Origin of the sequence: Cytobacillus pseudoceanisediminis, assembly GCF_023516215.1 — a bacterium.
GTDB classification, from domain to species: Bacteria; Bacillota; Bacilli; order Bacillales; family Cytobacillaceae; genus Cytobacillus; species Cytobacillus pseudoceanisediminis.
On record NZ_CP097349.1, the window covers coordinates 2,647,341 to 2,670,191 of the forward strand.

Sequence of the window (22,851 nt, forward strand, 5' to 3'; positions counted from 1 at the left end):
CTTCTCTGTGCTGAGAAGGCTTTTTCATTATAATATCTCTGAAAGAATGGCTTTTTGAACATGAAGCCTGTTCCCAGCCTGCTGAAAGACAGCGGAATTATTTCCATCAATGACCTCCACTGTAACTTCCTCACCGCGATGGGCAGGCAGGCAATGCAAAAAGACGTAATCTTTTTTGGCTTTTTGGACAAGATATTCATTAACCTGATAATCAGCAAAGTCTTTCAGCCTCTGTTCATTCTCATCTTCCTGTCCCATGCTCGTCCAGACATCTGTATAGATGGCATCGGCATTAGCAACCGCTTCTTCAGGGTTAGATGTTATCTTTACCTTTGAACCGCTTTGTTCGGCAAACTCTTGTGATTGCTGGAGAACAAAATTATCTGGCTCATACCCTATAGGACAGGCAATCGTGATATTTACCCCCATCTTGGCAGAAGCAATCATTAAAGAATGGGCCACATTATTGCCATCGCCTACATATACCAGGTTTTGGCCTTTTAACTCCCCATTTTTCTCTTCAATTGTAAGGAGATCGGCAAGAGCCTGGCACGGATGATAAAGATCGGTCAAGCCGTTAATGACCGGAATGTCCGCATGATGAGCCAGTTCCTGGATCTTTGCATGGGAGAATGTGCGGATCATAATCGCATCAACATACTGTGAAAGCACTTTAGCTGTATCCGCAATGCTTTCTCCTCTTCCAAGCTGCAGGTCCTGGCTGTTTAAATATAAGGCATGGCCCCCAAGCTGCAGCATACCTGCTTCAAAGGAAACTCTTGTGCGTGTAGATGACTTTTCAAAAATCATGCCAAGAATTTTGCCTTTTAGGATGGGAGTTTCTGCACCCTGCAGATGAGCTTCTTTTAATTGCTTTGCTTTTTCCAGCAGCCCCTTAATTTCCTCTGATGAAAAGTCTGCAAGTGTTAGAAAATCTTTTCCTTTTATATTTATACCCTTATCCGCAGCCTGAATTGAAATCATAAGACGCCCACTTCCTTTTCTCCAGTATTATTTTTAATGCCCTGCCAATCTTCAATGGATTTAACATCCCAATCGCCTGCAGACATTGATTTTAATAATGCAATAAGCGTTTCTTTTTCACTGAAAGTCAAAATTCTGTTTTTGGTTCCCATTTCTCTCATTCTCTTATCTTCTTCACTTATGCCAGGATTATATAAGGCGAAGGTTTCCTGGACATTCCAATCCATATTGCCTTGAGTCAGAAAAACAGGTACTACTTTAGCCTTATTAATATAATGAGTTAGTTCTTCTGTTTCTGGAGAGTTTGCAATTACGACACATTTGCCTTTAGCATCATTTAAACCAGCATGGAAAGACTTTCTGATTGCCGCCTCAAAATTTGGTGCGAGTGAAATGGCCTCTCCTGTTGATTTCATTTCAGGACCTACTTTGCTGTCCAATCCCTTTAAAGCATAATTAGAGAAAACCGGGAATTTCACACATACAAATGGGAGTTTTGCAGCATCCGGAATTTCATCTTTCGACAAACTATATTTCCCAAGCAATATTTTTGTCGCAATCCCCACTAGCTGTACGCCTGTTACCTTGCTGATAATTGGTACAGTTCTGCTTGCACGAGGGTTTATTTCAAGAATAAATACTTCTTCGCCGTTAACGATATACTGAATATTCATGAGTCCTTTATACCGGAGCTTTTGCACAATGGCTTTTGCAAAGGCTAGCATTTTATTCTGGACATTTTCTGAAAGATTTTGCGGCGGGAGAACGGACATGCTGTCGCCAGAGTGAACACCCGTTTTTTCAATATGCTCCATAATTGCAGGTGCACAGATATGATTTCCGTCTGCTGCCAGATCAAGCTCAGCTTCTGAAGCATGCACGAATTGATCAATTAAAATCGGATAAGGGACATCACCTTTCGCTAAATAACCCTCCAGCTCAGATGATGAAGAAATACGTTCCATCCCTCTCCCTCCTATAACATAGGATGGGCGGACAAGAATCGGGAATCCAATGTTTTCGGCTGCTTCTTTTAGCTCTTCTTCTGAGTGGACAACATCACCTTTTATCCGCGGAATATTCAAATCATCCAGCAGCTGATAAAATAGCTTCCGGTCCTCTAATGCATCTATGGTATTTGAGTCAGTTCCAAGCAGGGTAACACCATAACTTTCAAGTGCGGATGCCAGATTCAGAGCTGTCTGCCCGCCAAGCTGCACAATGACTTCTGAAATCCCTTCTGCTTCAATAACATTTAAGATATCCTCAAGAATTAGCGGTTCAAAATAAAGCCTGTCAGCGGTTGTATAATCCGTACTTACCGTTTCAGGGTTATTATTGATCATGATTGTCTCAACGCCTTCATCCCTCAGAGCAAATACTCCCTGAACGGAGCAATAATCAAATTCAATGCCCTGGCCAATTCTGATGGGGCCGCTTCCAATAATCAGGACTTTCCTCTTATCACTCTTTACTTGTTCATTTTCGCCAAAATAACTGGAGTAATAATAATTAGATTGTGCTTCAAATTCAGCTGCGCATGTGTCAACCATTTTATAGGCAGGCAGAATGCCAGCCTTTTTGCGTTTGTCCCTGACTGCTTTTTCCGAAACTTTCCATTCCAATGCAAGAAACTTATCACTAAAGCCCTTTTCCTTAAATAGCTGCAGCTCTTCTTTTGTTGCTTCATCAAGTGTTAAAGCAGAGATTTGCCTTTCCAGCTTTACCATTTCATTGAGTATATTGAGATAGAAATAATCAATTTTTGTGATAGAGTGTAAAGCTTGCAATGAGTAATTTCTCCGGAGTAATTCAATTACGGTAAAGAATCTTTCATCAGTCTGCTTTAACAGCAGTTCCTCAAGTGAGGTAACCGATTTAGCTGATAAGCCAGGTGATTTCAAATCATTCACCTTCACTTCAAGTGAATGGATTGCCTTTAAGAGAGCCCGTTCGAGATTCCGGTCAATCCCCATTACTTCTCCGGTTGCTTTCATCTGCGTTCCGAGTTTGCGGTCCGCAGAAGGAAATTTATCAAATGGCCATTTTGGAAACTTAACGATGACATAATCCAGGGCTGGTTCAAAGCTTGCAAAAGTATCTCCTGTTACAGGGTTGATAATTTCCGATAAGGTATACCCGACGGCAAGCTTTGCAGCCATTCTGGCAATTGGATAGCCTGTTGCTTTGGAAGCAAGGGCAGATGACCTGCTGACTCGAGGATTGACTTCAATTAGGTAATAATTCTTGCTATGAGGATCAAGGGCAAACTGAATGTTGCACCCTCCAATAATGCCAAGCTCGGATATGATCTTGATAGAAGCTGTTCTCAGCATCTGATACTCATCATCTGTTAAGGTTTGTGAAGGTGCGACAACAATTGAGTCACCGGTATGAACTCCTACAGGATCAATGTTTTCCATATTGCATATAGTGATGCACGTATTCTGTGAATCCCGCATGACCTCGTATTCTACTTCCTTAAATCCTGCTATGCTTTTTTCAACCAGGCATTGGCTGATCGCACTCTCTTTTAAACCGCCCTGCACCAAAGATGTCAGTTCATCAAAATCTCCTGCTATACCTCCTCCTGTTCCGCCAAGAGTATAAGCTGGACGGACGATAATAGGAAATCCAATTTCGCGGGCAAATTGGATGGCTTCATTTACTTCATGGACAATGATGCTTTCGGGAACAGGTTCGTTAAGCTCGTTCATCAGCTTACGAAAAGCTTCCCGGTCTTCGCCTTTCTTAATGGATTCAATGCTGCTGCCCAAAAGCTTCACTCCATAATGTTCAAGCACACCTGATTCACTCAGTTTAAAAGCAAGATTTAAACCTGTCTGGCCTCCCAGTGTGGCAAGCAGGCCATCGGGACGTTCTATCTTTATAATCTTCTCAAGGCTGTCAGCTGTCATCGGCTCAAAGTAGACTTTGTCTGCAAAAGCTTTGTCAGACATAATGGTAGCCGGATTGTTATTAACAAGGATAACCTTATAGCCTTCTTCCTTTAATGCTGCGCAGGCCTGTGTTCCTGCGTAGTCAAATTCTGCTGCCTGCCCGATGACAATCGGGCCGGAGCCGATTACTAATATGGATTGGATGCTGGTGTCTTTAGGCATAAGCGAAAACTCTCCTATTCTCCTCTTGAATCATGTTCATAAACTCATCAAAAATATAATCACCATCCGCAGGTCCCGGATGGGCTTCCGGATGGAATTGGACCGTATGGATTGGCAGGACCTTATGCATTAGTCCCTCAATTGACTGGTCATGCAGGTTTACATAGCGGGTTTTAAACCCGGTATCTTTTATGCTTTCTTCATCAACCACATAGCTATGATTTTGTGATGACATAAATACTGTGCCCTTCTTCATGTCCGCAATCGGGTGGTTGGCACCCCTATGGCCGAAGGACAGTTTTTTTGTGTTGCCGCCAAATGCTAAAGCAGCCAGTTGGTGGCCAAGACAAATTCCCAATGCCGGATACTGCTCCAGCACCTTTTTTAATTCCGGAAGGATGCTTTTTAATTCTTTAGGATCTCCAGGCCCGTTTGAAAGCACTACACCGTCTGGATTTAGTTTTTTAATCTGTTCAAAGCTTGTATTGTAAGGAACAGATGTAACCTTGCACGCTCTTTTCAGCAATGAATCCACAATTGATTTTTTAGCGCCAAAATCGATGACAACTATATGAATGCTTCCCTCTCCACAGCACTCCATTGTTTGCGAAGATACTTTGCAAACTTTTTTATCCTTTCGAAGCAGCAATCCGCCGGGGGCAGTTTCCGAAGAAGACATTTTTGCCGGCATGCTTCCTTCTGAACGGATTTTCTTTACAATTGATCGGGTATCCATATGCCCTAATAATGGAATATTCCATTTCTGAAGGTATTCCTGAAGCGAATAAGCCGATTTGTAATGCGAAGGATTTCTGCTTCCTTCATAAACAATAACCCCTGCCACATGAGGTTTCTTACTCTCAAAATCAGACTCATTTATTCCGTAATTTCCGATTAAAGGATAGGTAAACACAATAATTTGGTCCTTATAAGAGGGATCTGTCAATACTTCCTGGTAGCCTGTCATTCCTGTAAAAAAAACGATTTCCCCTTCTACATCCTTTTCAGGCTGATCCGTCAGCCATTGGCCTTTATAGGAATGGCCGCTATTTAAATGAAGGTATCCTTCCATTATCAACACCCCAAAGCTATCTGTATATTTATATAACCTAGTTAATTTTTATTCATACACTTGAAAAATAATACAGCTTAAACAGCTGATTTTGAAAATTCCTTTAGTGTGGATTGCAGAATTTGCACCGCTTCATCTATTTCAGATTTTGATGCTGTCAGCGGAGGCAGCAGCCGCAAAACATTTTCCCCAGCAGGCAATGCAAGCAAGCAATTGGCTCTTAATTCCTTTAACAAAGATGGAAGGGGGATATCTAATTCAATACCGACCATTAAACCAAGATAGCGAATCTCCTTAACAGCTTCAATCTGTTCAAGCGATTCAGCCAATTTGTCAGCAAGATATGCACTCTTATCCTGAACGCCTTGTAAAAAATCATCATCAAATATTGTCTTCATTGTAGCAATAGCTGCTGCAATGCTGATCGGGTTCCCGCCGAATGTTGATCCATGGCTTCCTGGTCCAAATACTTCTTCCAATGCTTTTTTCCAATCACTGCGCCTATTGGCAATCCGCTTCCCAGGCCTTTAGCTGCGGTTACGATATCGGGCGTAAGGTCAAAATGCTGAAATCCAAAGGCTTTACCCGTTCTGCCAATGCCGGTCTGAATTTCATCTACAATCAGGAGCGCCCCATATTCTTTGCAAAGCTGCTCAGTTTTTGTAAGAAACTCCTGATTCCCAATGTGAATCCCGCCTTCACCCTGTACAATTTCCAGCATTACAGCCGCTGTTTCCGCGTCAATCTCTTCCTCCAATGCATTAATATCATTAAAAGGAACATACTTAAAAGTCTCAAGCATGGAACCATAGCCTTTTTTAATTTTTTCCTGGCCCGTTGCAGCCATTGTGGCAAAGGTTCTCCCGTGGAATGATTGCTGAAAAGTAATGATTTTTTCCTTCCCGAAGCTTTTCTTGCAAGCTTAATCGCTGCTTCATTTGCTTCTGCTCCGCTGTTGGCAAAGAATACAAGGTCCATGCCCGCAGCTTCAGAGAGAGTCTTTGCTGCAGCCTCCTGCTGATCCTGTATATATAAATTGGAAACATGCCAGAATTTATTCAGCTGTTCATTGATTGATTTTTGTACAGCTGCTGGACGGTGACCAAGATTGCAGACTCCAATCCCTGAGGTGAAGTCCAAATAGCGCTTCTTATTTTTATCAAAAAGATAACTTCCTTCTGCTTTTTCCGGCTCCACTTCCCACCGGGCATACGTTGGAAATAGATTACTCAAGTTAAGACCTCCTTCTTGGCAGATATATTCGTACCGTTCCATATGCCTTCCTCATAAAACTTTTCTTTTCCTGATACAATCATTACGCTATTTAGCCCTTTGCTGATTAGGTTCAAGGCAGAGGTAACCTTTGGAATCATTCCGCCTGTAATTTTTTTATCGTTAATATGCTGTTCAATTTCATCCGCGTCAAGCTGAGGAGAGAGGTTGCCGTCAATGGATATTCCCTTTACATCCGTTACAAAGATGCAATGTTCAGCTTTAATGGCATTGGCAACGGCTGCCGCCGCATAGTCGGCATTGATATTCAATTTCATCCCGCCTTCTGCAGCTGCAATAGGAGTAATGACAGGGACCAGGTCTTCATTAAATAACATTTCCAGTACCGACTGATTAACTGCCGTTATTTCACCAACCAGTCCAAGCTCATCCTGATTGATAAATTCTGCCTTTAGCAACCCCGCATCACTGCCATTTACGCCAAACCCTCTCAATCCATGCAGTTCGATCATTGAGGTAAGCTTGCGGTTGGATTGTCCTGACAAGACCATCTCTGCTACCTCCAGAACTTCCGGAGTCGTTTTTCTTAGCCCATTGACAAATTCATGAGGGATATTAAAAAGTTCCAGCATGCTGTTAATTGCCGGCCCTCCACCGTGAACAAAAACAATCTGGTATTCTTCCTTCTTCAACTCTAAAAGACTATCAAAGAAAGCATCTCCCAGCTCTTCCATTACACTGCCTCCGCACTTAATGACAATACTTTTCAAATGGCATCCCCCTCAGGTACGATAGCTTGCATTGATTTTGACATAATCATAGGATAAGTCACATCCCCAGGCCTTCCCTTTGCCTGCTCCCTGGTGAAGATTCACAGTAATCTGAATGGCGGCATTTGATAAGTACTCTTTTGCTTCTTCTTCAGAAAATGCCAGTGGAACACTATTTTTCAGCATGACTATAGGTCCGATTGCGATATCTACCGAAGACGGATCAATAGCTGGCTGGCTCTGTCCGATTGCCCCGATAATTCTGCCCCAATTGGCATCCGCTCCATATATAGCAGTCTTAACAAGGTTCGAGCCGACAATCTGTTTAGCAATCATTCTGGCATCGTCATCCGACTTTGTCCCTGATACCTCCACTTCTATCAGCTTTGTTGCTCCCTCACCATCTTTTGCAATCTGTTTGGCAAGACTTTCACTCGTTTGAGAAAGCATCTGTATAAATACATCCCAATCTGGATGGTTCGGCGAAAGTTTATTTATACCGCTGGTTCCATTGGCCATGACCAATACCATATCATTTGTTGAGGTATCTCCATCAACGGTTATCTGATTGAATGTTCGATCGGTAACCTGTTTCAATGCAAATTGCAAATCTCCGCAGTCTATATTTGCATCTGTTGTGATAAACGCAAGCATGGTTGCCATATTGGGATGAATCATTCCAGACCCCTTTGCCGAGCCGCCCATTGTAACGGTTTTCCCATCGATTACTGCCGAATAGCAGCACTTCTTCATCACTAAATCCGTTGTTAATATAGCTGTTTGAAAATCCTCTGAGTGTAATGCCTCATTGCCTGGCTTCAGCATCTTAATGCCCTCTTCTATCTTATCCATCTGCATATATTCTCCAATGACACCAGTAGAGGCAACCGCCACATGCTGTTCCTTTAAATTGAATTTATCTGCAGCTGATTTTCTCATTTGATAAGCATCCTTTAGCCCCTGGTCCCCTGTACAGGCATTGGCACATGCACTATTTACTATAACAGCCTGAATGAGGCCTTCTGCTGCAATGCTTTCCTGAGTAACTTTTAAAGGGGCAGCCTGAAAATGGCTTGTTGTATAGACAGCTGCACATTGTGCAGGAGTATCGCTTAATATAATTCCCAGGTCCTTTTTTGAATAGCGCAGCCCTGCATGGACGCCAGCTGCGGTAAAGCCTTTCGGTGTTATGATGCTTCCTGTCGGCAGTTCGGTTACTTCAGTTTGAGATACTAATTGCATTTATCTTTCCTCCTTATGGATAGAGCGGTACAAATCCGAGACCTGCTTTTTCATCCAATTTGCTCATAATATTGGCATTTTGTACAGCCTGCCCGGCTGCTCCCTTCATTAAATTATCAATCACTGAAACTATTGTCAGTCTGCCCGTTCTGGAATCCACATGAACACCTATATCGCAAAAATTAGAGCCTGCCACCTCTTTTACGGAAGGGAAAGAATTTTCAGGACGAATTCGAATAAACGGCTGTTTTTCATAAACTGATTGATAAAGTTCAAGAATTTGAGAAGAAGTGTATTCTTTTGTCAGCTGAACATAGCTGGTTGTCATAATGCCTCTTGTGATAGGAAGAAGATGGGTCGTGAATGTAATCGGCTTTAGAGCGGAATTCCATTTCATCAGCTGCTGTTCGATCTCAGGTGTATGCTGGTGCTGGTTTACCTTATAAACACGCAGGTTTTCATTAGCTTCTGCATAGCTTGTTGATCTTGAAAGCGCCCTTCCTGCCCCTGACACACCGGACTTTGCATCGACCACAATGCTATCGGGCTTTATTAAATTTTCTTTTACAACTGGTGCAAGACTTAACAGAGCAGCTGTTGGATAGCACCCAGGATTAGATATGATTTCTGCGGAAGCTATTTCGTCATGATGCCACTCAGGAAGCCCATATACTGCTTTTTCTACCAGAGATTCGTTAGCAGGAGTGTGTTTATACCACTCCAGATAGGCTTGAGCTGGGATTCGAAGATCACCGGAAAGGTCAATTACCTTTATATTCTTGCCTGAAAAATTTTCAGCAAGTTTCCCTGATACTCCAGATGGTGTTGCCAGAAAAACAATATCAGACTGGTCTGCTATTTGAGCTGGATCAATCCCCTGTAAGTTCTTGTCAATGATTTCATATAGATGGGGATATTCATTCCAAATGGGCAGATCTTCTTTCGTTGAATGAATCGATTTAATATTAAATTCTGGATGCTGTTTAAGGATACGGAGCAATTCCGCACCCCCATATCCGGTTGTTCCGATGATTGAAACGTTCATAATTGCTCCTTCCACACTTAATTGTATATTTAATCATTTATATACATATTTATGAATTTATGTTTCTCTTATTATAGAAACTGAAAGAAAAAATTGCAACCTATTTTACTGAAGTTTTAAAGATTTCTAATATTTATTTATACTCAGCACAGCTATTTCTGGATAAATTAAAAAACCGGCCTGGTCAGGCCGGTCTTTAATTATGAATGGCAAGTAATAACATGAAAAAGAATATGGCTGCATTCGCAATTTCATATATCCCAATTTTTTTAGGTGTAAATGATTTCCCATAAAATGTAATGGACCGAAAAAGGCTGGGAAGAAACGCTGCAGATACAATCCATCCACCTGCCAGCAGCCAGAGGATCGGTACCGCAGCATGAAAGATCCACGAAATCCATTTGAAGGAAATGTTTTTCTTTTCCCTGATCATTGATTTTACATAGAAGGTGCTTCCGGCAAAAAATGAAATGGAAGCTGCAAATACTGTCCAGGCCAGCGGTGTAATTTCCCCATGCGGCAAATAGCTGCTCGCAAGGCCTGCTATGGAAAAGGCACTAATGGCACTAAAGTCGTTACCCAATGCCCTATCTCTGTTATTAGACGAATAGCGTGCATTAATGATAAAAAAAGGAATCATAAGAAGTCCAAATATGATAATCGACGGCCTTGCCAGTAAAGGGAATAATAGCAGTAAAATAGCCGGAACCAAATAAATAATAGCCCACTTTGCATAAAAAGCCATCCTTTTTCTTTTAAATAGAAGAAGGCCAGGATAAGTAGCCAGATATAATAATATCCATCCTAAAAAAAACGGGATATGAGACCAAATAATATCAGATGCCGCCGCCCCGAGCCAAAATGGCAGGATCAGCATTGCCCAGGCTCCATGCTGTTTTGGCATAAATAACTTCATCCATAATACCTCCCCGCTGCTTTCTGCCAATAATATATAATTTTCCGCGTAAATAATAAGTGAAGATTATCACTGGTAAACAAATCGCCACAAAACGTTCAACTTTTAGAGAATTATTAAAAACAGCTCCAAAAAAATGGACTGTTTTGTTTAATTTTATTTCTTTTTCTTACTTTCGCTCACTAAATACTCAATAATCCACTCAGTGCCTTTGGGATCACGGATGCTGAAAAACGGAGTTTCCAAATCTGCAGCCTTGTGCTTAATCACTTTATCTTCCCAGCAGAAGAGTGCACAGATATTTGTCAGTTCCTCTATAAGGTACCTATCTTCATCACTTCTGAGCATGAGTGCTTTAGGGTATGAAGCCTTTTTATGACCTTCAATAAGCACTACATCAGGCTGCAGCTGCACGGCAATATTAATTTGCTCCTCCAGGCTCCAGCTTTTCTTCTCAGCTTGTAAAAGCAGTCTGCCGCCACCCTCAACAATTGAAGCGTCTGCTCCTGATTCAATATGATTGCTGGAATCCTTTCCTTCTGGGGTTTCGGGTTTGCCTCCATGACCATGATGCTTAATGGTAACGACAGAAAGGCCCTTCCCTTTTAATCCGGAAATTATTTTGTTAACCAATGTTGTTTTTCCACTGTTTTGATAGCCGGATACCTGAAAAATAACAGGTTCCTTTACCATGGCCATTCGCTTCCTTCATGGTCCTCAAGCAATAGCACCTCAACAATGTCGCCCATGCCATAGCCTCTAGTTCCGCCGGGCAGAATCATTAGTGAATTCGCGCCGGCGAGACTCATCACAATGTTTGATTTATCCACTCCGCTTGGCGCCGCAACCAGTCTGCCTCCTGAATAATTCACAGCTGTCCGGACAAATCGTGTAAATGGATTTGCTTTTGGAAACTCAGCCACGAGCTCTGCAGTTTCTTTTCTTAAATGCGGCTTCTCAGAGAACAGCATTTTCCGGATAATCGGTCTTGCAAAAAGCTCAAATCCGACATAGCAGGCAGAAGGATTTCCGGAAAGTCCAAACAAAAGCTTCCCTTCATGCTGGGCAACTGTAGTCACACTTCCGGGCCGCATCGCAACTTTATTGAAAAGGACCTCTGCCCCAAGCTTTTCGTAAATGCCCGGCAGATAATCAAAATCGCCTACAGATACACCGCCAGTAGTAATCAGTATATCCACGCTGTTCAATGCTTCTTTCACAGCATCGAAACATGTATCAAATTCATCAGGGAGCTTTCCATAATAAATAACTTCCGCCCCAGCCCTTTCAATTTGGGCTGTAATCATATGGGCATTGCTGTTTCTGATTTTCCCTGGCTGCAGCGGTTCGTGTACTTCCAATAGCTCTGTGCCTGTTGCAAATAATCCGATAACAGGCTTCTTTGCAACCGGTACTTCGGCATAGCCAAAGGTAGCAAGAATAGCCTGAATTCCCGGGTTGATTTTTGTCCCCTTCTTGACCAGTGAATCTCCTTTTTTCGCATCTTCGCCCTTGAAGGAAACATTGTCTCCACTATTATAGGAGCGTTTAATGGACATAAAATTCTTACCGTCTTCTTCATATGCTTTTGCCAGCTCGAGCATTACTACGGCATCACATTCTTCAGGCATTTGCGCACCAGTCATAATTCTCACAGCCTGGAATGGACCAATGTTTTTGGAAGTTACATGCCCTGCGCCAATATGATCTACTACCTCAAATACTGCGGGATTTTCCATTGAAGCTTCCTTTGTATCTGCTGAACGAACAGCAAATCCATCATATGGTGATCGGTCAAAATGAGGGACATCATGGGTCGCTTTTAAGTCTTCTGCAAGAAAACGACCGTTGCTTTCATTAATGGATATGTATTCTGCACTTCCTTTTAATTGATAGGCCATGATTTTTTTTACTGCTTCCCCAACAGGAATGGGAGTTCTTTTTTCCAGCATTATATCAGCTCCTATGTACTTTTCTTAACGCTTTTTCTATTTCAATTATTATAAACGTACATGAAAACTTATAACATGACAATCATCACACTTTCAGTTTCATATGTGCATGGTTTTACCCAAAGGCCGTTTTCGTAAGGTTTGTTGCTTTTTCTATATTATTTACTGAGTTGATTGTAGTGGAAGGTGCGAGATCCTCGAAAATGCACTCGCATTTTCTTCGTGCGGTGTTTACTCAAGGGAGCTTACTCAATGTCCTGCGGGAGTAGCGGGACAGGTGAGACCCCGCAGACGCGGAGCGTTGAGGAGGCTCACCGCCCGCCCCGCGGAAAGCGAGCAGCCTGGAGCGGAAATCAACGGACAACATTGATAGGCAAAGAACAACAATTTATGCGAAAATAGCCTACCCAAAAAACTTTATAAAAAGCCTGCAAGTGTGATGCCCGTCACCAAATTAAAAAGGAAATTCGTTTATTCTTTAGATAGTTCACAAGATAGAAGGAGGAAAATTCAATGACCATACATCTTACAGAAGACCGTCTGGTAAAAGATATTGTAAATGAATTTCCAAAGACAAGTGATGTTTTTAAACGTCATCGCATTGATTTTTGCTGCGGTGGAAATATTCCGCTGGTGCGTGCAGTTTCTGATCAGTCTGCAGATATGGAGGTTCTGATAAAAGAACTGAACGAGGTTATTCAGAAGGAAAACCAAACCGATGATTTAGAGGTTTGGACAGACAGTGCATCAGAAGACATTATTGAACATGTGATCAATCGATATCATCGTCCTCTTGAGGAGGAACTATCGCTATTAAGCCCGTATGTAACAAAGGTTTCAAGAGTCCATGGAGAAAGCCATGAGGAGCTTTTAAAAGTCCACCAATTATTCTTTGAGCTGAAGCATGAGCTTCTTGAACATACTTCTAAAGAGGAAGAGTCAGTTTTTCCAATGCTCCTGAAGCTTGAAGATCCTCAGGTTGAAAATCGCAAAGAAATCATCAGCTATATCCGGGAGCTTGAGAAAGAGCATGATCATGCAGGTTCAATTTTAAAGGAATTAAGAGAAATTACATCTGATTATACTCCACCTTCAGATGCATGCGGATCGTACCGTCTAGTGTATAAGCGGCTGGAAGATCTGGAAAGCCAAACCTTCATGCATGTTCACCTTGAGAATAACATTCTTTTTCCAAGATATTTATAAACATTACGATCTGCAGCCAATAACGGCTGCAGTTTTTTTGCAGTCTGAACGACAAAATAAAAAGCCTGCCCGCCTATGTCCATTTCTCGTGACAAAGCAAAGCATGCTTTTTTTATCCTCCAATATAGGACATTTCAATTTTTTCCTGCTGGCAATGGTCTCTTCAGTCCGTTCGTCTGAATATCTGTCTTTTCTGCCGTTCCAAATATTAACAATCCGATCAGTAATTTCTTCATCCGTGGCGCCTTTTCTCATAAATCCCTTCAGATCATGTCCTTCTCCATTAAATAGGCATGTAAAAATTTGGCCGTTTGCTGACAATCTTGAACGTGTGCAGCTTGAACAGAAAGATTCAGAAACAGATGTAATAAACCCAACATCTACATCAGTATCCTTATAACGGTATCGCTTGGCAACCTCTCCGAAATAATCCGGATCTACCGGTTCCAATAAATAATGTTCCTTTAAAATGTCATAAATTTCTTTTTTGGTAACAACCTCGTCCATCTTCCAGCCGTTTGTACTGCCGACATCCATGTATTCAATAAAGCGGAGCTGTAAGCCGTTATCTTTGCAGAACTTAGCCATCGGGACAATTTCAGAATCATTCAGGCCTTTTTTAACAACCATATTAAGCTTGACGCCAAGCCCTGCTTCTTTTGCTGCCTCGATTCCTTTAAGAACTGGTTTGACACCCACATTGCGTCCGTTTATTTTTCCAAACAGCTCATCATCCAAACTGTCCAGACTGATGTTAACCCTCACCAGCCCTGCTTCCTTTAAATCTTTCGCATGTTTGGGCAGCAATACACCATTTGTGGTAAGACCTATATCTTTTAAGCCCTCAATGTCTGAAAGCATTTTTACAAGTTTAGGCATATCCTTTCTCATAAGAGGTTCTCCGCCTGTTAACCTGATCTTCTCCACACCAAGGCTTACAAAAATTTTAGCCAGCCGTTCAATTTCTTCATAGCTCAGAAGTTCATTTTTGGAAGGAAAGCGAAATCCGGGCCGAAGACTTCTGCCGGCATGCAGTATTGACAGCGGAAATTACAGCGGTCAATGACAGAAATACGAAGATCTCTTAAAGGTCTATTCAATTTATCTTTAACGATTGTTTTAGCCATTTCGTTCAACTCCATATAAAGAGTGACTTAAATAAGCTTTCTATACAGATGTATATTTTAGCCTTTCCCTTAAAATAACAGAAATAACCCGGTATCTCAAATTAAGGGCTTCTACTATTAGAACATACAATCGTTTCAATGTTAATAGGGAATTGTTTATATAATAACAAAGACACACCATTTCAATAGAAAATGCCACAATAAAGACACAAAAGCCGGCAATGTTTTCACTATACAAATGATATTATTGTGAAAAAAGACAGTTGTTTTATGAAGGAGGATTAATATGGCTCGCACAGCCATTAAACCGACACATTCCATAGAGATTAAAGAGCTTCTTCATTTTGCAGACCGGCGTATGAAAACCTCCAAAGGGGCTTACATTTTTCAGGAAGGTATGGATGCTGCTGAACTTTATATTATACTTTCAGGCAAGATACAAATCAGCAAGATAACAGCTGATGGCAGAGAACTTACCTTCAGGTTATGCGGAGAAAATGAAATTATTGGCGAGCTTACCCTATTTACCAGTAACCCTAAATATTTAAGTAGCTGTGATAAAAAAAGATGTCCTGGAAAAGGAGATATTTAATAATAGCACATTGGCTTATGAATTTATGAAATGGATGAGCGACCACTTTCGTAATACTCAGACCAAATTTAGAGATCTCGTCCTTAACGGAAAAAAAGGTGCCCTGTATTCAACCCTTATCAGAATGACTAACAGCTATGGCATAAAAGTTAAGGATGGCATACTCATTGATCTGCCCCTTACGAATCAAGATCTTGGGAATTTCTGCGGCACATCCAGGGAAAGCACCAACCGGATACTGGGTGAACTGAAAAAAGACAGCATCATTACCATTCTAAATGGAAAAATCACAGTCAAAGATCTTCAATATTTAAAAAATGAAATAGGCTGTGAAAACTGCCCTGCCGTATATTGCAGCATCGAGTAGGAGTGCATCCAAACGGCACTCCCTTTCTTTTATGATTTTGCCGCTTTCTTTCTAAGTGCCTTTGGAATATAAACACAAAACGGCTCGCTTTCCATATAATCCCCTGTCATGGCAAATGCCCGTGACCTGGATCCCCCGCATACATAACGGAACTCGCATTGTCCGCATTTCCCTTTATATTTATCAGGATTTCTGAGGTCTTTAAAAATTGGCGATTCCCTGTATATTTCAGCAAGTGGCTGTTCCCTTACATTCCCTGCTTTAACAGGCAGAAGCCCGCTAGGATAAACATCCCCAATATGTGAAATGAAAACAAATCCATTTCCGTCATTCACACCTTTAGGAGCCCTGCCTAAACCATCTATAGAACCCGTTAGCCCTTGCTGTGTAAGTGCATCGAGATATTGAATGTCCTCATTCTGAGCCTTCGCTTCCTTCATTTTTTGCTGAATGACCACTCGGCGGTAATGCTGGGCAGCTGTTGTCTTGATATCGAAAGTAACTTTTTTGCTTAAGTTATACAGCCATGTAAATACCATCTCATGTTCAACCGGAGAAATCATATCTGTTTCCTGCCCTCTCCCTGTTGGGACGAGGAAGAACACACTCCAAAGAACACATTTGAGTTCTTCTACAACTTTAGCCATTTCCTCAAGATAATCGATATTATAACGCGAAATAACTGTATTAATCTGGACTGGAATTTCAAGCTCGTGCAAATATTTAATCCTTTCGATCGTTAAATCAAAGGAACCGGCAGTACCTCTAAAATGGTCATGGATTTCCGCTTTTGGCCCATCAAGGCTGAAAGCCCATCGAGCTAAGCCGACCTCTTTGGCTTTTTCAATAGCTTCTTTTGTTACATTCGGTGTCGCACTGGGCGTCATTGACACACGCACGCCTTTTTTTACAGCATATTCGGCAATGTCGAATACATCCTGCCTCATTAATGGATCACCACCCGTAAAAACAAGCATAGGGTTGTTCATTTCCTTGATTTGGTCAATCAAATACTTCCCTTCATCAAAGGAAAGCTCTCGCGGATCTCTCCTGTATTGCGCTTCCGCACGGCAATGCAGACATTTTAGCTGGCATGCCCTTGTTAATTCCCATATCACAATAAAAGGGTCTTTATTAAAATCTCTATCAAATCCCATTTGAGATGCCTCCTTAACAGCCACAGGTCCTGGATGTTTCATCAACGCAATTTTGTCTTTCCATCGTTAGTATAGGATAATCGGCATGTTAAATAAGTGAACTACCTCACATACAATGCTCATTTTCAAAGAATTTACAGAGATGTGTTCAAAGGAATTAAAGCAAGGGCATAAAAAAACAGCAGGAAAATAATCCTGCTGTTTTTAAGATTCAATCTTATTGTACGCCAAGTGCAATTTTTGCATAGCGGGACATTCTGTCTTTAGACCAAGGCGGGTTCCAGACAATGTTCACTTCAGTGTCCTTTACTTCGGGAATATCAGCCAATGCTGACTTTACTTGCTCAACAATTGTTCCTGCCAAAGGACACCCCATGGAAGTAAGAGTCATATCTACCACGGCTTTACCTTCCTCTTCCATTTTCACATCATATACTAAGCCTAAGTTCACAATATCTATCCCCAGCTCCGGGTCAACAACAAGTTCAAGTGCACCCATGATGCTGTCTTTTAAATCCTGGTCCATTTCTGCAGCACTCCTTCATTATTTACTTTATCTATATCTTAACAAATATTTAAATGAATTGAAAAAATGTTGGTTATAGATGTTCCCCAAACCATTTAACCGTTTCCAGCAGCCCTTCCCTGCTTACTTTGTGCCCCGCCTGTTCATCTGATATAAACATGAGGTTTTCAGGTGAGTCACTATATAAGGGCTGGATGGTCTCATAAAATTGGTATGTATAGGAATAAGGCACAACCGGGTCTTTTTTGCCATGCCAGAACATAAGCGGCCTTCCTCCAAGTTTTTCAGGCTGAAGACTTAGATCCCGCTCCCTTAAGGTCCCCAGCAGATCTGCTAGTTCTTCGCTTGAAAGCGGAATTTTAATATTATTCTTCTTCAATTCATCCAGCTGAAGCTGAGCAAATTTTTCATAATACGGCATACCCATAAGGCTTACTGCAGCTTTGACCCACTCATACTGGGTCAAGGCGCCCAAAGTGACTATTCCTCCCATGGAGGTGCCCACAAGCCCTATTCTTCCCTTGTCGATCAGATCTGCATCCTCATAGACATCCCTGATTATGTTCAATTCCGCAATTGTATTTAGAACAATATCCCATAGCCTGAAATTTAAATCGCTGCCTGATAAACCTTCAGATCTTTCCCCATGAAGCAAGGTGTCTGGAAGCACCACCCTGAACCCTTTTTCAGCTAGCAGATAGGCATAATGCAGATTATGTTCTTTGGCACTCGTAAAGCCATGAACGAAAATAATAAAAGGCAAGCGTTCCCCTTTTACTTCCTGTCTGGCCAGTTCAAGAACAGGAATTTCTTTGATATGCTTATGTTCAATAACAACCACAGTTCTTCCTCCTAAATCTGTTAGGGCACAAGTGAATTTTTTTACAAAATTATAATAATATTGATAACATATATGTATAAAATGATTTTGTAAAAGCTTACGCTCTTGTTTTGATGTAAATTCTTTCTATATTTTCAGTTTAACATGTAGACTTTTTTTTCCAAAACCTTTACACTTAAAAGAAAAGCGGGGCATACTTCAAGATAAGCAATTGGCTGCAGTGCGTAAACTGCAGTTAAATTCTTATAAAAAAGTGCTGAGCGCTTAGAAGGAGATCTTATGGCAGAAAAACATTTAATTGCACTGGACCTTGATGGAACATTATTAAAAGATGACAAAACCATCTCAGCTAAAACTAAAATGATTATTCAAAAGGCACGCGAACAAGGACATGAAGTGATGATTGCCACCGGAAGGCCATTTCGCTCCAGCGAAATTTATTATCGTGAAATGGGATTGACTACGCCAATTGTCAATTTCAATGGTGCTTACATACATCATCCTAAAGATCATAATTGGGGAGTTTATCATACACCTCTGCAAATGGACGTTGCAAAGGAAATTGTAGAAGCCGTTAATAGCTATACAGTGCATAATATTGTAGCAGAAGTTATAGATGATGTTTACCTGCATTACCATGATGAAAAGCTTCTGGATATCTTCGGTTTTGGCGATCCCAAAATTACGACTGGAGATTTACGCAATTATCTTAATGATAATCCGACAAGCATGCTGATCCACACAGATGAAGAACATGTAAAAACAATTAGAGCCCATCTTTCCGAAGTCCATGCCGAAGTGATTGATCACCGTCGCTGGGCGGCTCCATGGCATGTCATTGAAATCGTAAAAACAGGGCTGAATAAAGCTGTTGGCCTCCAAAAAGCAGCTGATTACTTCCAAATACCGCCTGAGCGGATCATAGCTTTCGGTGATGAAGACAATGATCTTGAAATGCTTGAATATGCAGGCTACGGGATTGCCATGGGCAATGCTATTGACCAGGTGAAAAATATTGCCAATGAAGTCACCTTAACCAACGAGGAGGATGGAATCGGAATCTATTTAAATGAATTATTAAACCTTAAAGCACTATAAGCAAATGACCAAAAGAAATTTAATGGCAACCAGTCCTTTAAATTCCCTTTTTAAATCATTCCTATAGAGCATACTAAAGGATGGAGCAGCACAATGCTGCTTTAAACTCTTTCATGGAGGGGATTCGAATGGGTAAACGTAATAAATCAAAACGCTTCGTACAACAGGGTGTTGATACTGTTAGTAAGCATGATGAACGTATCCCGTACCACATGACCTATGCAGAGGCGGAAGCCCAAAAATTAGCTAATGTGAAAGAATCATCCCTCGGAGGAATATAACGATGGGAAACAGATTATTTCAGGAAGCCAGAAAATATGTGGAAATAGCTAAAAGTTCTGCAGGCGAAGAAACTGTTTCCCGTGCGAAAAATGCTTTAAGTTCCGCGTTTGCCAATTCCACGGCGGCTGAACAGGCACAGCTGCGGGAGATGCAGCAGGAGCTTGAGCAATATTCGCAGAATCGCTAAAAGAAGCTGGCAGCCTCGATGGCTGCCAGCTTCTTTTACCTCCTTTCCAGGATAACAGGAAAGGGATTTATAATATGTCCGTCATTATGGCTTTTTTCATATAAATGCAAAATCACTGATCCGTTTTCAGGCAATTTATCAGCAGGAATGCTTACTTTTATATTATAGTTCTCCCAGTTATTTGAAAGAGCTGATACTCCCTTTTCAGGCAGCAGTTCATTATGGCCATCTTCAACTGTATACCATAGCTTTCCGTTTTTTGGACGCCCTTCAATTGATACTGAATATAAGCCATTCTCTCCAGTAACCTTAACATGGCGAAAGGCAGGATTTTGTCCTGGGATATAGACAGAGGCTTCTGATTCCGCTTTGGTCTCCAGTTCTTTGCCATTTAAGTTTGATGCCAAAAGCCTGGCTTTTACAATGTACTCCCCTTCCTTTACTCTTTTGCCATTGTGCCGATAATCCCACTGCTCTTTCCACACCTTGAATTCATCCGGTTTGACGGCAATGGTCTGTATAGCTTGTAAAAATGCTTTACCTTCTGAAGAGGAATATACCATTTCGCCATTTTGATTTAATATATTTACTTCGTAAAATTGGGAAGTCCTAAACTCAAAGCTTAGCGGGTAATTGGCAGTATTCCTCAGAAGCAATTCTATCTCCATTGTTTCCGTTCCTGCTTGAGGCATTACTTTAAAATCAAATGGCATTTCCTTTTTAGAAGCTTCAAAACTTTGCAAAGGCATAGTGAAGATAATCAGAGCAGCAGCAGTCAAAAGCCGAAGCATCCTTCATCCCTCCATTCATTTAATCCCTGCGGAAGAAACCATAAACACCAGCGGTTTGGACAATATTTGTAAAGGCATTCGGATCTACTTCTTTAATAATTCTTTCAAGGTCGAATAACTCATAACGGGTGATGACAATCATCATCATTTCCTTGTTTTCATTTGTAAAAGCCCCTTTGCCGGAATGGTTGTAATTCCCCTGACCAGATGGTCATGGATGGCTTTTTTCATTTCTTCCGATTTTTTCGTTATAATTAATGCTGTCAGTTTCTCATGTCTTGTATGAATGGCATCAATGACCCTGGTTGAGGCATAAAGGGTAACAAGAGTGTATAAAGCTTTTTCCCATCCATACAAAAAGCCAGCTGTTATTATAATAATGGCGTTAAGTGTGAAAAAATATGTACCGACAGGCTTGTCTTTCATTCGGGACAATACCATTGCGATGATATCCATTCCTCCTGTGGAAGCCCCCATTTCAGTGTTATCCCTACGCCAACAGCCGCAATCACACCTCCAAAAACGGCATTAAGCAAAATATCTTTTGAAACATGAATTACCGGTATGATTTCCAAGAAAAATGACATTAAGAATACGCTTAGAAAACTGTAAATAGTAAAAGACCTTCCAACCTTCTTCCAGGCTAAAATGGTTACAGGAATATTTAGAATGAACAGCAGAATTCCTGTTGATCCAAAATCCCCAAGAATGCTTGATAATAGCTGTGCCACACCTGTAAAACCGCTCGCATATACATTGGCAGGTATCAGAAAAAATTCATCGCAATTGCGTTCAATATCGCGCCAATCAAAACAATAAATACTTTCTTAGTTTCTAACCAAACCATTTTTTACCCCCTGAATTTTTTTATTATTTTCTTTACCCAGTAAAGTGAATCTTCAATCAGCGGGGGATTTTTCCCCGCTGATTGTTAGTTGAGGCACACAGCACAAGGAAGGCTTCGTCAGCATAATCATCAACCAAAAGCTGCAGCTTATGGGAGGAAGCGGGTCACAAAGACGTTTTCACAGCATACGGGCAGTTTGCCCCCGCTTATATCCCCTTCTATTCCTTTGATTCTGAAAGTAAGAGTCTTACTGCCCGTTGGACTTGCGAAAAGTGTCATTTTCAACACAATTCATTGTTTTTTCTCCTTGATTTCTATAAACTTAATTCATATAGTTTGAAAGCAGGTGAAAGAAAATGTCAGTAAAAATTTTAGCTGACAGTGCGTGTGATCTGCCGCTAAGCTTTTATGAAGAAAATGGCGTCACACTTTTCCCATTAAAGGTTCAACTGAATGATACAGAATATGAAGATTTAGTCACCATAGAACCTAAGGATGTTTATGATGCTATCCGTGAGGGCCAGGTGCCTAAAACATCTCAGGTATCCCCTCTCCATTTTGAGGAAACGTTCATGAAGATGGCAGAACAAAATGAAGACGGCATTTATGTTTCTTTTTCCTCCGGACTCTCAGGTACATACCAGACCGCTGTAATGATTTTGGAGCAAGTAAAAGAGAAATACCCGGATTTCAAATTATCCATTATCGATTCTAAGGCGGCTTCATTGGGATATGGATTAATCGTTAAGGCAGCGGCTGCTAACGCACAATCAGGCGCATCCAAGGAAGACATACAGCAAGATATCGAACTTCGATGCCGGCACCTCGAGAGTTTATTCACTGTAAATGATCTCGAATACCTGGCAAAAGGCGGCCGTGTTTCTAAAGCTTCCGCATTTCTAGGCGGACTTTTGAACATTAAACCTCTGCTAACTGTAGAAGATGGCAAACTTGTACCGATTGAGAAACTGCGCGGCAAGAAAAAGCTTCTTCGCCGCATCATTGAGCTGATGAAAGAAAATGGGACTTCGTTTGAGAATCAGACGGTCGGCATCAGCCATGCTGATGATGAAGACACAGCTCTTGAAATGCAAAAATTAATCCTGGAAGAGCTAAAAGCCAAAGAAGTCTATATTACATCCATAGGCTCTGCAATCGGGTCCCATACGGGTCCAGGAACAATTGCGATTTTCTACCAAAAGCAAATATAAACCTAGTGAAGAATACATACTCCATTTCATTCTGACAGACAATATGATTGTACTTCAGTAATATTCTGAAGGATAAACCTCTCAGTATGAAAGGAGTATTATTATTATGCCGCATACTTCCGATAATGATAAAAAAGCAAAAGACAATAATGCGCTTCTTCACGAAAAAAATATGATGCGCGAGAAAAACCGCAAAGCCGGGAAAAACCAATATTCCAAAAAGACAGATCATCTATAATAATAAAACGGGCAAGCATTGGCTTGTCCGTTTTTAGATTGTGAA

Annotated in this window: 19 protein-coding genes and 4 pseudogenes; 7 read left to right on the forward strand and 16 right to left on the reverse strand. The window is 41.2% G+C overall.

What is annotated here, in order from left to right:
* Positions 1 to 27: 27 nt before the first annotated feature.
* The 10 genes and pseudogenes from argF to M5V91_RS14220 all read right to left on the reverse strand — a co-directional run bounded on the left by argF (position 28) and on the right by M5V91_RS14220 (position 12,336).
* A complete protein-coding gene (argF, locus tag M5V91_RS14175) occupies positions 28 to 984 on the reverse strand; it encodes an ornithine carbamoyltransferase (RefSeq protein ID WP_192908359.1) in 957 nt (318 codons plus the stop codon).
* The gene (gene carB, locus M5V91_RS14180; RefSeq protein WP_192908358.1) at positions 981 to 4,106 is read right to left on the reverse strand and encodes a carbamoyl-phosphate synthase (glutamine-hydrolyzing) large subunit; all 3,126 of its coding nucleotides are present in this window, start codon (positions 4,104 to 4,106) and stop codon (positions 981 to 983) included. The genes argF and carB overlap by 4 nt, the downstream gene beginning before the upstream one ends.
* A complete protein-coding gene (locus M5V91_RS14185) occupies positions 4,099 to 5,178 on the reverse strand; it encodes a carbamoyl phosphate synthase small subunit (protein ID WP_192908357.1) in 1,080 nt (359 codons plus the stop codon). Before M5V91_RS14185 ends, carB begins: the two co-directional genes overlap by 8 nt.
* Before the next feature lie 77 nt (positions 5,179 to 5,255).
* Positions 5,256 to 6,411, reverse strand: a pseudogene (gene argD / locus M5V91_RS14190) (acetylornithine transaminase).
* Entirely contained in the window at positions 6,408 to 7,181 is a 774-nt protein-coding gene (argB, locus tag M5V91_RS14195) for an acetylglutamate kinase (RefSeq protein ID WP_192908356.1), read from the reverse strand. The pseudogene argD and the gene argB overlap by 4 nt, the downstream one beginning before the upstream one ends.
* Positions 7,182 to 7,193: 12 nt before the next feature.
* The gene (gene argJ, locus M5V91_RS14200) at positions 7,194 to 8,423 is read right to left on the reverse strand and encodes a bifunctional ornithine acetyltransferase/N-acetylglutamate synthase (RefSeq protein ID WP_071157539.1); all 1,230 of its coding nucleotides are present in this window, start codon (positions 8,421 to 8,423) and stop codon (positions 7,194 to 7,196) included.
* Positions 8,424 to 8,436: 13 nt separating this feature from the next.
* Positions 8,437 to 9,468: an N-acetyl-gamma-glutamyl-phosphate reductase gene (gene argC, locus M5V91_RS14205; RefSeq protein ID WP_192908354.1), complete on the reverse strand. Its 1,032-nt coding sequence runs from the start codon at positions 9,466 to 9,468 to the stop codon at positions 8,437 to 8,439.
* A 196-nt stretch (positions 9,469 to 9,664) separates the two neighbouring features.
* Positions 9,665 to 10,384 (reverse strand): YwiC-like family protein, encoded by a 720-nt coding sequence (locus tag M5V91_RS14210; protein WP_192908353.1) that lies wholly within the window; start codon positions 10,382 to 10,384, stop codon positions 9,665 to 9,667.
* A gap of 156 nt (positions 10,385 to 10,540) precedes the next feature.
* Positions 10,541 to 11,083: a molybdopterin-guanine dinucleotide biosynthesis protein B gene (gene mobB / locus M5V91_RS14215; RefSeq protein ID WP_192908352.1), complete on the reverse strand. Its 543-nt coding sequence runs from the start codon at positions 11,081 to 11,083 to the stop codon at positions 10,541 to 10,543.
* Positions 11,071 to 12,336 (reverse strand): molybdopterin molybdotransferase MoeA, encoded by a 1,266-nt coding sequence (locus M5V91_RS14220; RefSeq protein WP_019381466.1) that lies wholly within the window; start codon positions 12,334 to 12,336, stop codon positions 11,071 to 11,073. The genes mobB and M5V91_RS14220 overlap by 13 nt, the downstream gene beginning before the upstream one ends.
* Before the next feature lie 513 nt (positions 12,337 to 12,849).
* Here M5V91_RS14220 and ric point away from each other — a divergent pair.
* Positions 12,850 to 13,542 (forward strand): iron-sulfur cluster repair di-iron protein, encoded by a 693-nt coding sequence (gene ric / locus M5V91_RS14225; RefSeq protein WP_009331248.1) that lies wholly within the window; start codon positions 12,850 to 12,852, stop codon positions 13,540 to 13,542.
* A 112-nt stretch (positions 13,543 to 13,654) separates the two neighbouring features.
* Here ric and moaA read toward each other — a convergent pair.
* Positions 13,655 to 14,669: pseudogene (moaA, locus tag M5V91_RS14230) on the reverse strand (GTP 3',8-cyclase MoaA).
* A 286-nt stretch (positions 14,670 to 14,955) separates the two neighbouring features.
* On the opposite strand from moaA, the pseudogene M5V91_RS14235 reads away from it, so the two are divergent.
* Positions 14,956 to 15,628, forward strand: a pseudogene (locus M5V91_RS14235) (Crp/Fnr family transcriptional regulator).
* A gap of 29 nt (positions 15,629 to 15,657) precedes the next feature.
* Here the strand turns inward: M5V91_RS14235 and M5V91_RS14240 are convergent.
* From M5V91_RS14240 to M5V91_RS14250, 3 genes are all read right to left on the reverse strand, one after another.
* Positions 15,658 to 16,785 (reverse strand): TIGR04053 family radical SAM/SPASM domain-containing protein, encoded by a 1,128-nt coding sequence (locus M5V91_RS14240; RefSeq protein ID WP_009331251.1) that lies wholly within the window; start codon positions 16,783 to 16,785, stop codon positions 15,658 to 15,660.
* Positions 16,786 to 17,002: 217 nt separating this feature from the next.
* Positions 17,003 to 17,311 (reverse strand): metal-sulfur cluster assembly factor, encoded by a 309-nt coding sequence (locus M5V91_RS14245; protein ID WP_009331252.1) that lies wholly within the window; start codon positions 17,309 to 17,311, stop codon positions 17,003 to 17,005.
* Between the two features lie 73 nt (positions 17,312 to 17,384).
* The gene (locus M5V91_RS14250) at positions 17,385 to 18,152 is read right to left on the reverse strand and encodes an alpha/beta fold hydrolase (protein ID WP_009331253.1); all 768 of its coding nucleotides are present in this window, start codon (positions 18,150 to 18,152) and stop codon (positions 17,385 to 17,387) included.
* A 279-nt stretch (positions 18,153 to 18,431) separates the two neighbouring features.
* Between M5V91_RS14250 and M5V91_RS14255 the strand changes: the two genes are divergently transcribed.
* The 3 genes from M5V91_RS14255 to M5V91_RS14265 all read left to right on the forward strand — a co-directional run bounded on the left by M5V91_RS14255 (position 18,432) and on the right by M5V91_RS14265 (position 19,719).
* Positions 18,432 to 19,250 (forward strand): Cof-type HAD-IIB family hydrolase, encoded by an 819-nt coding sequence (locus M5V91_RS14255; protein WP_192908350.1) that lies wholly within the window; start codon positions 18,432 to 18,434, stop codon positions 19,248 to 19,250.
* A 128-nt stretch (positions 19,251 to 19,378) separates the two neighbouring features.
* Positions 19,379 to 19,531, forward strand: a complete 153-nt coding sequence (locus M5V91_RS14260) for a hypothetical protein (RefSeq protein ID WP_009331255.1) — start codon at positions 19,379 to 19,381, stop codon at positions 19,529 to 19,531.
* 2 nt (positions 19,532 to 19,533) lie between these two features.
* The gene (locus tag M5V91_RS14265; protein WP_009331256.1) at positions 19,534 to 19,719 is read left to right on the forward strand and encodes a DUF3813 domain-containing protein; all 186 of its coding nucleotides are present in this window, start codon (positions 19,534 to 19,536) and stop codon (positions 19,717 to 19,719) included.
* Positions 19,720 to 19,754: 35 nt separating this feature from the next.
* Here the strand turns inward: M5V91_RS14265 and M5V91_RS14270 are convergent, their stop codons facing one another.
* Positions 19,755 to 20,510 (reverse strand): BsuPI-related putative proteinase inhibitor, encoded by a 756-nt coding sequence (locus tag M5V91_RS14270; protein ID WP_009331257.1) that lies wholly within the window; start codon positions 20,508 to 20,510, stop codon positions 19,755 to 19,757.
* A 19-nt stretch (positions 20,511 to 20,529) separates the two neighbouring features.
* Positions 20,530 to 21,357, reverse strand: a pseudogene (locus M5V91_RS14275) (YitT family protein).
* Positions 21,358 to 21,713: 356 nt separating this feature from the next.
* Here M5V91_RS14275 and M5V91_RS14280 point away from each other — a divergent pair.
* The gene (locus M5V91_RS14280) at positions 21,714 to 22,568 is read left to right on the forward strand and encodes a DegV family protein (protein ID WP_009331259.1); all 855 of its coding nucleotides are present in this window, start codon (positions 21,714 to 21,716) and stop codon (positions 22,566 to 22,568) included.
* 106 nt (positions 22,569 to 22,674) lie between these two features.
* Positions 22,675 to 22,806 (forward strand): DUF3941 domain-containing protein, encoded by a 132-nt coding sequence (locus M5V91_RS14285; RefSeq protein WP_009331260.1) that lies wholly within the window; start codon positions 22,675 to 22,677, stop codon positions 22,804 to 22,806.
* The last annotated feature ends 45 nt before the right edge of the window (positions 22,807 to 22,851 follow it).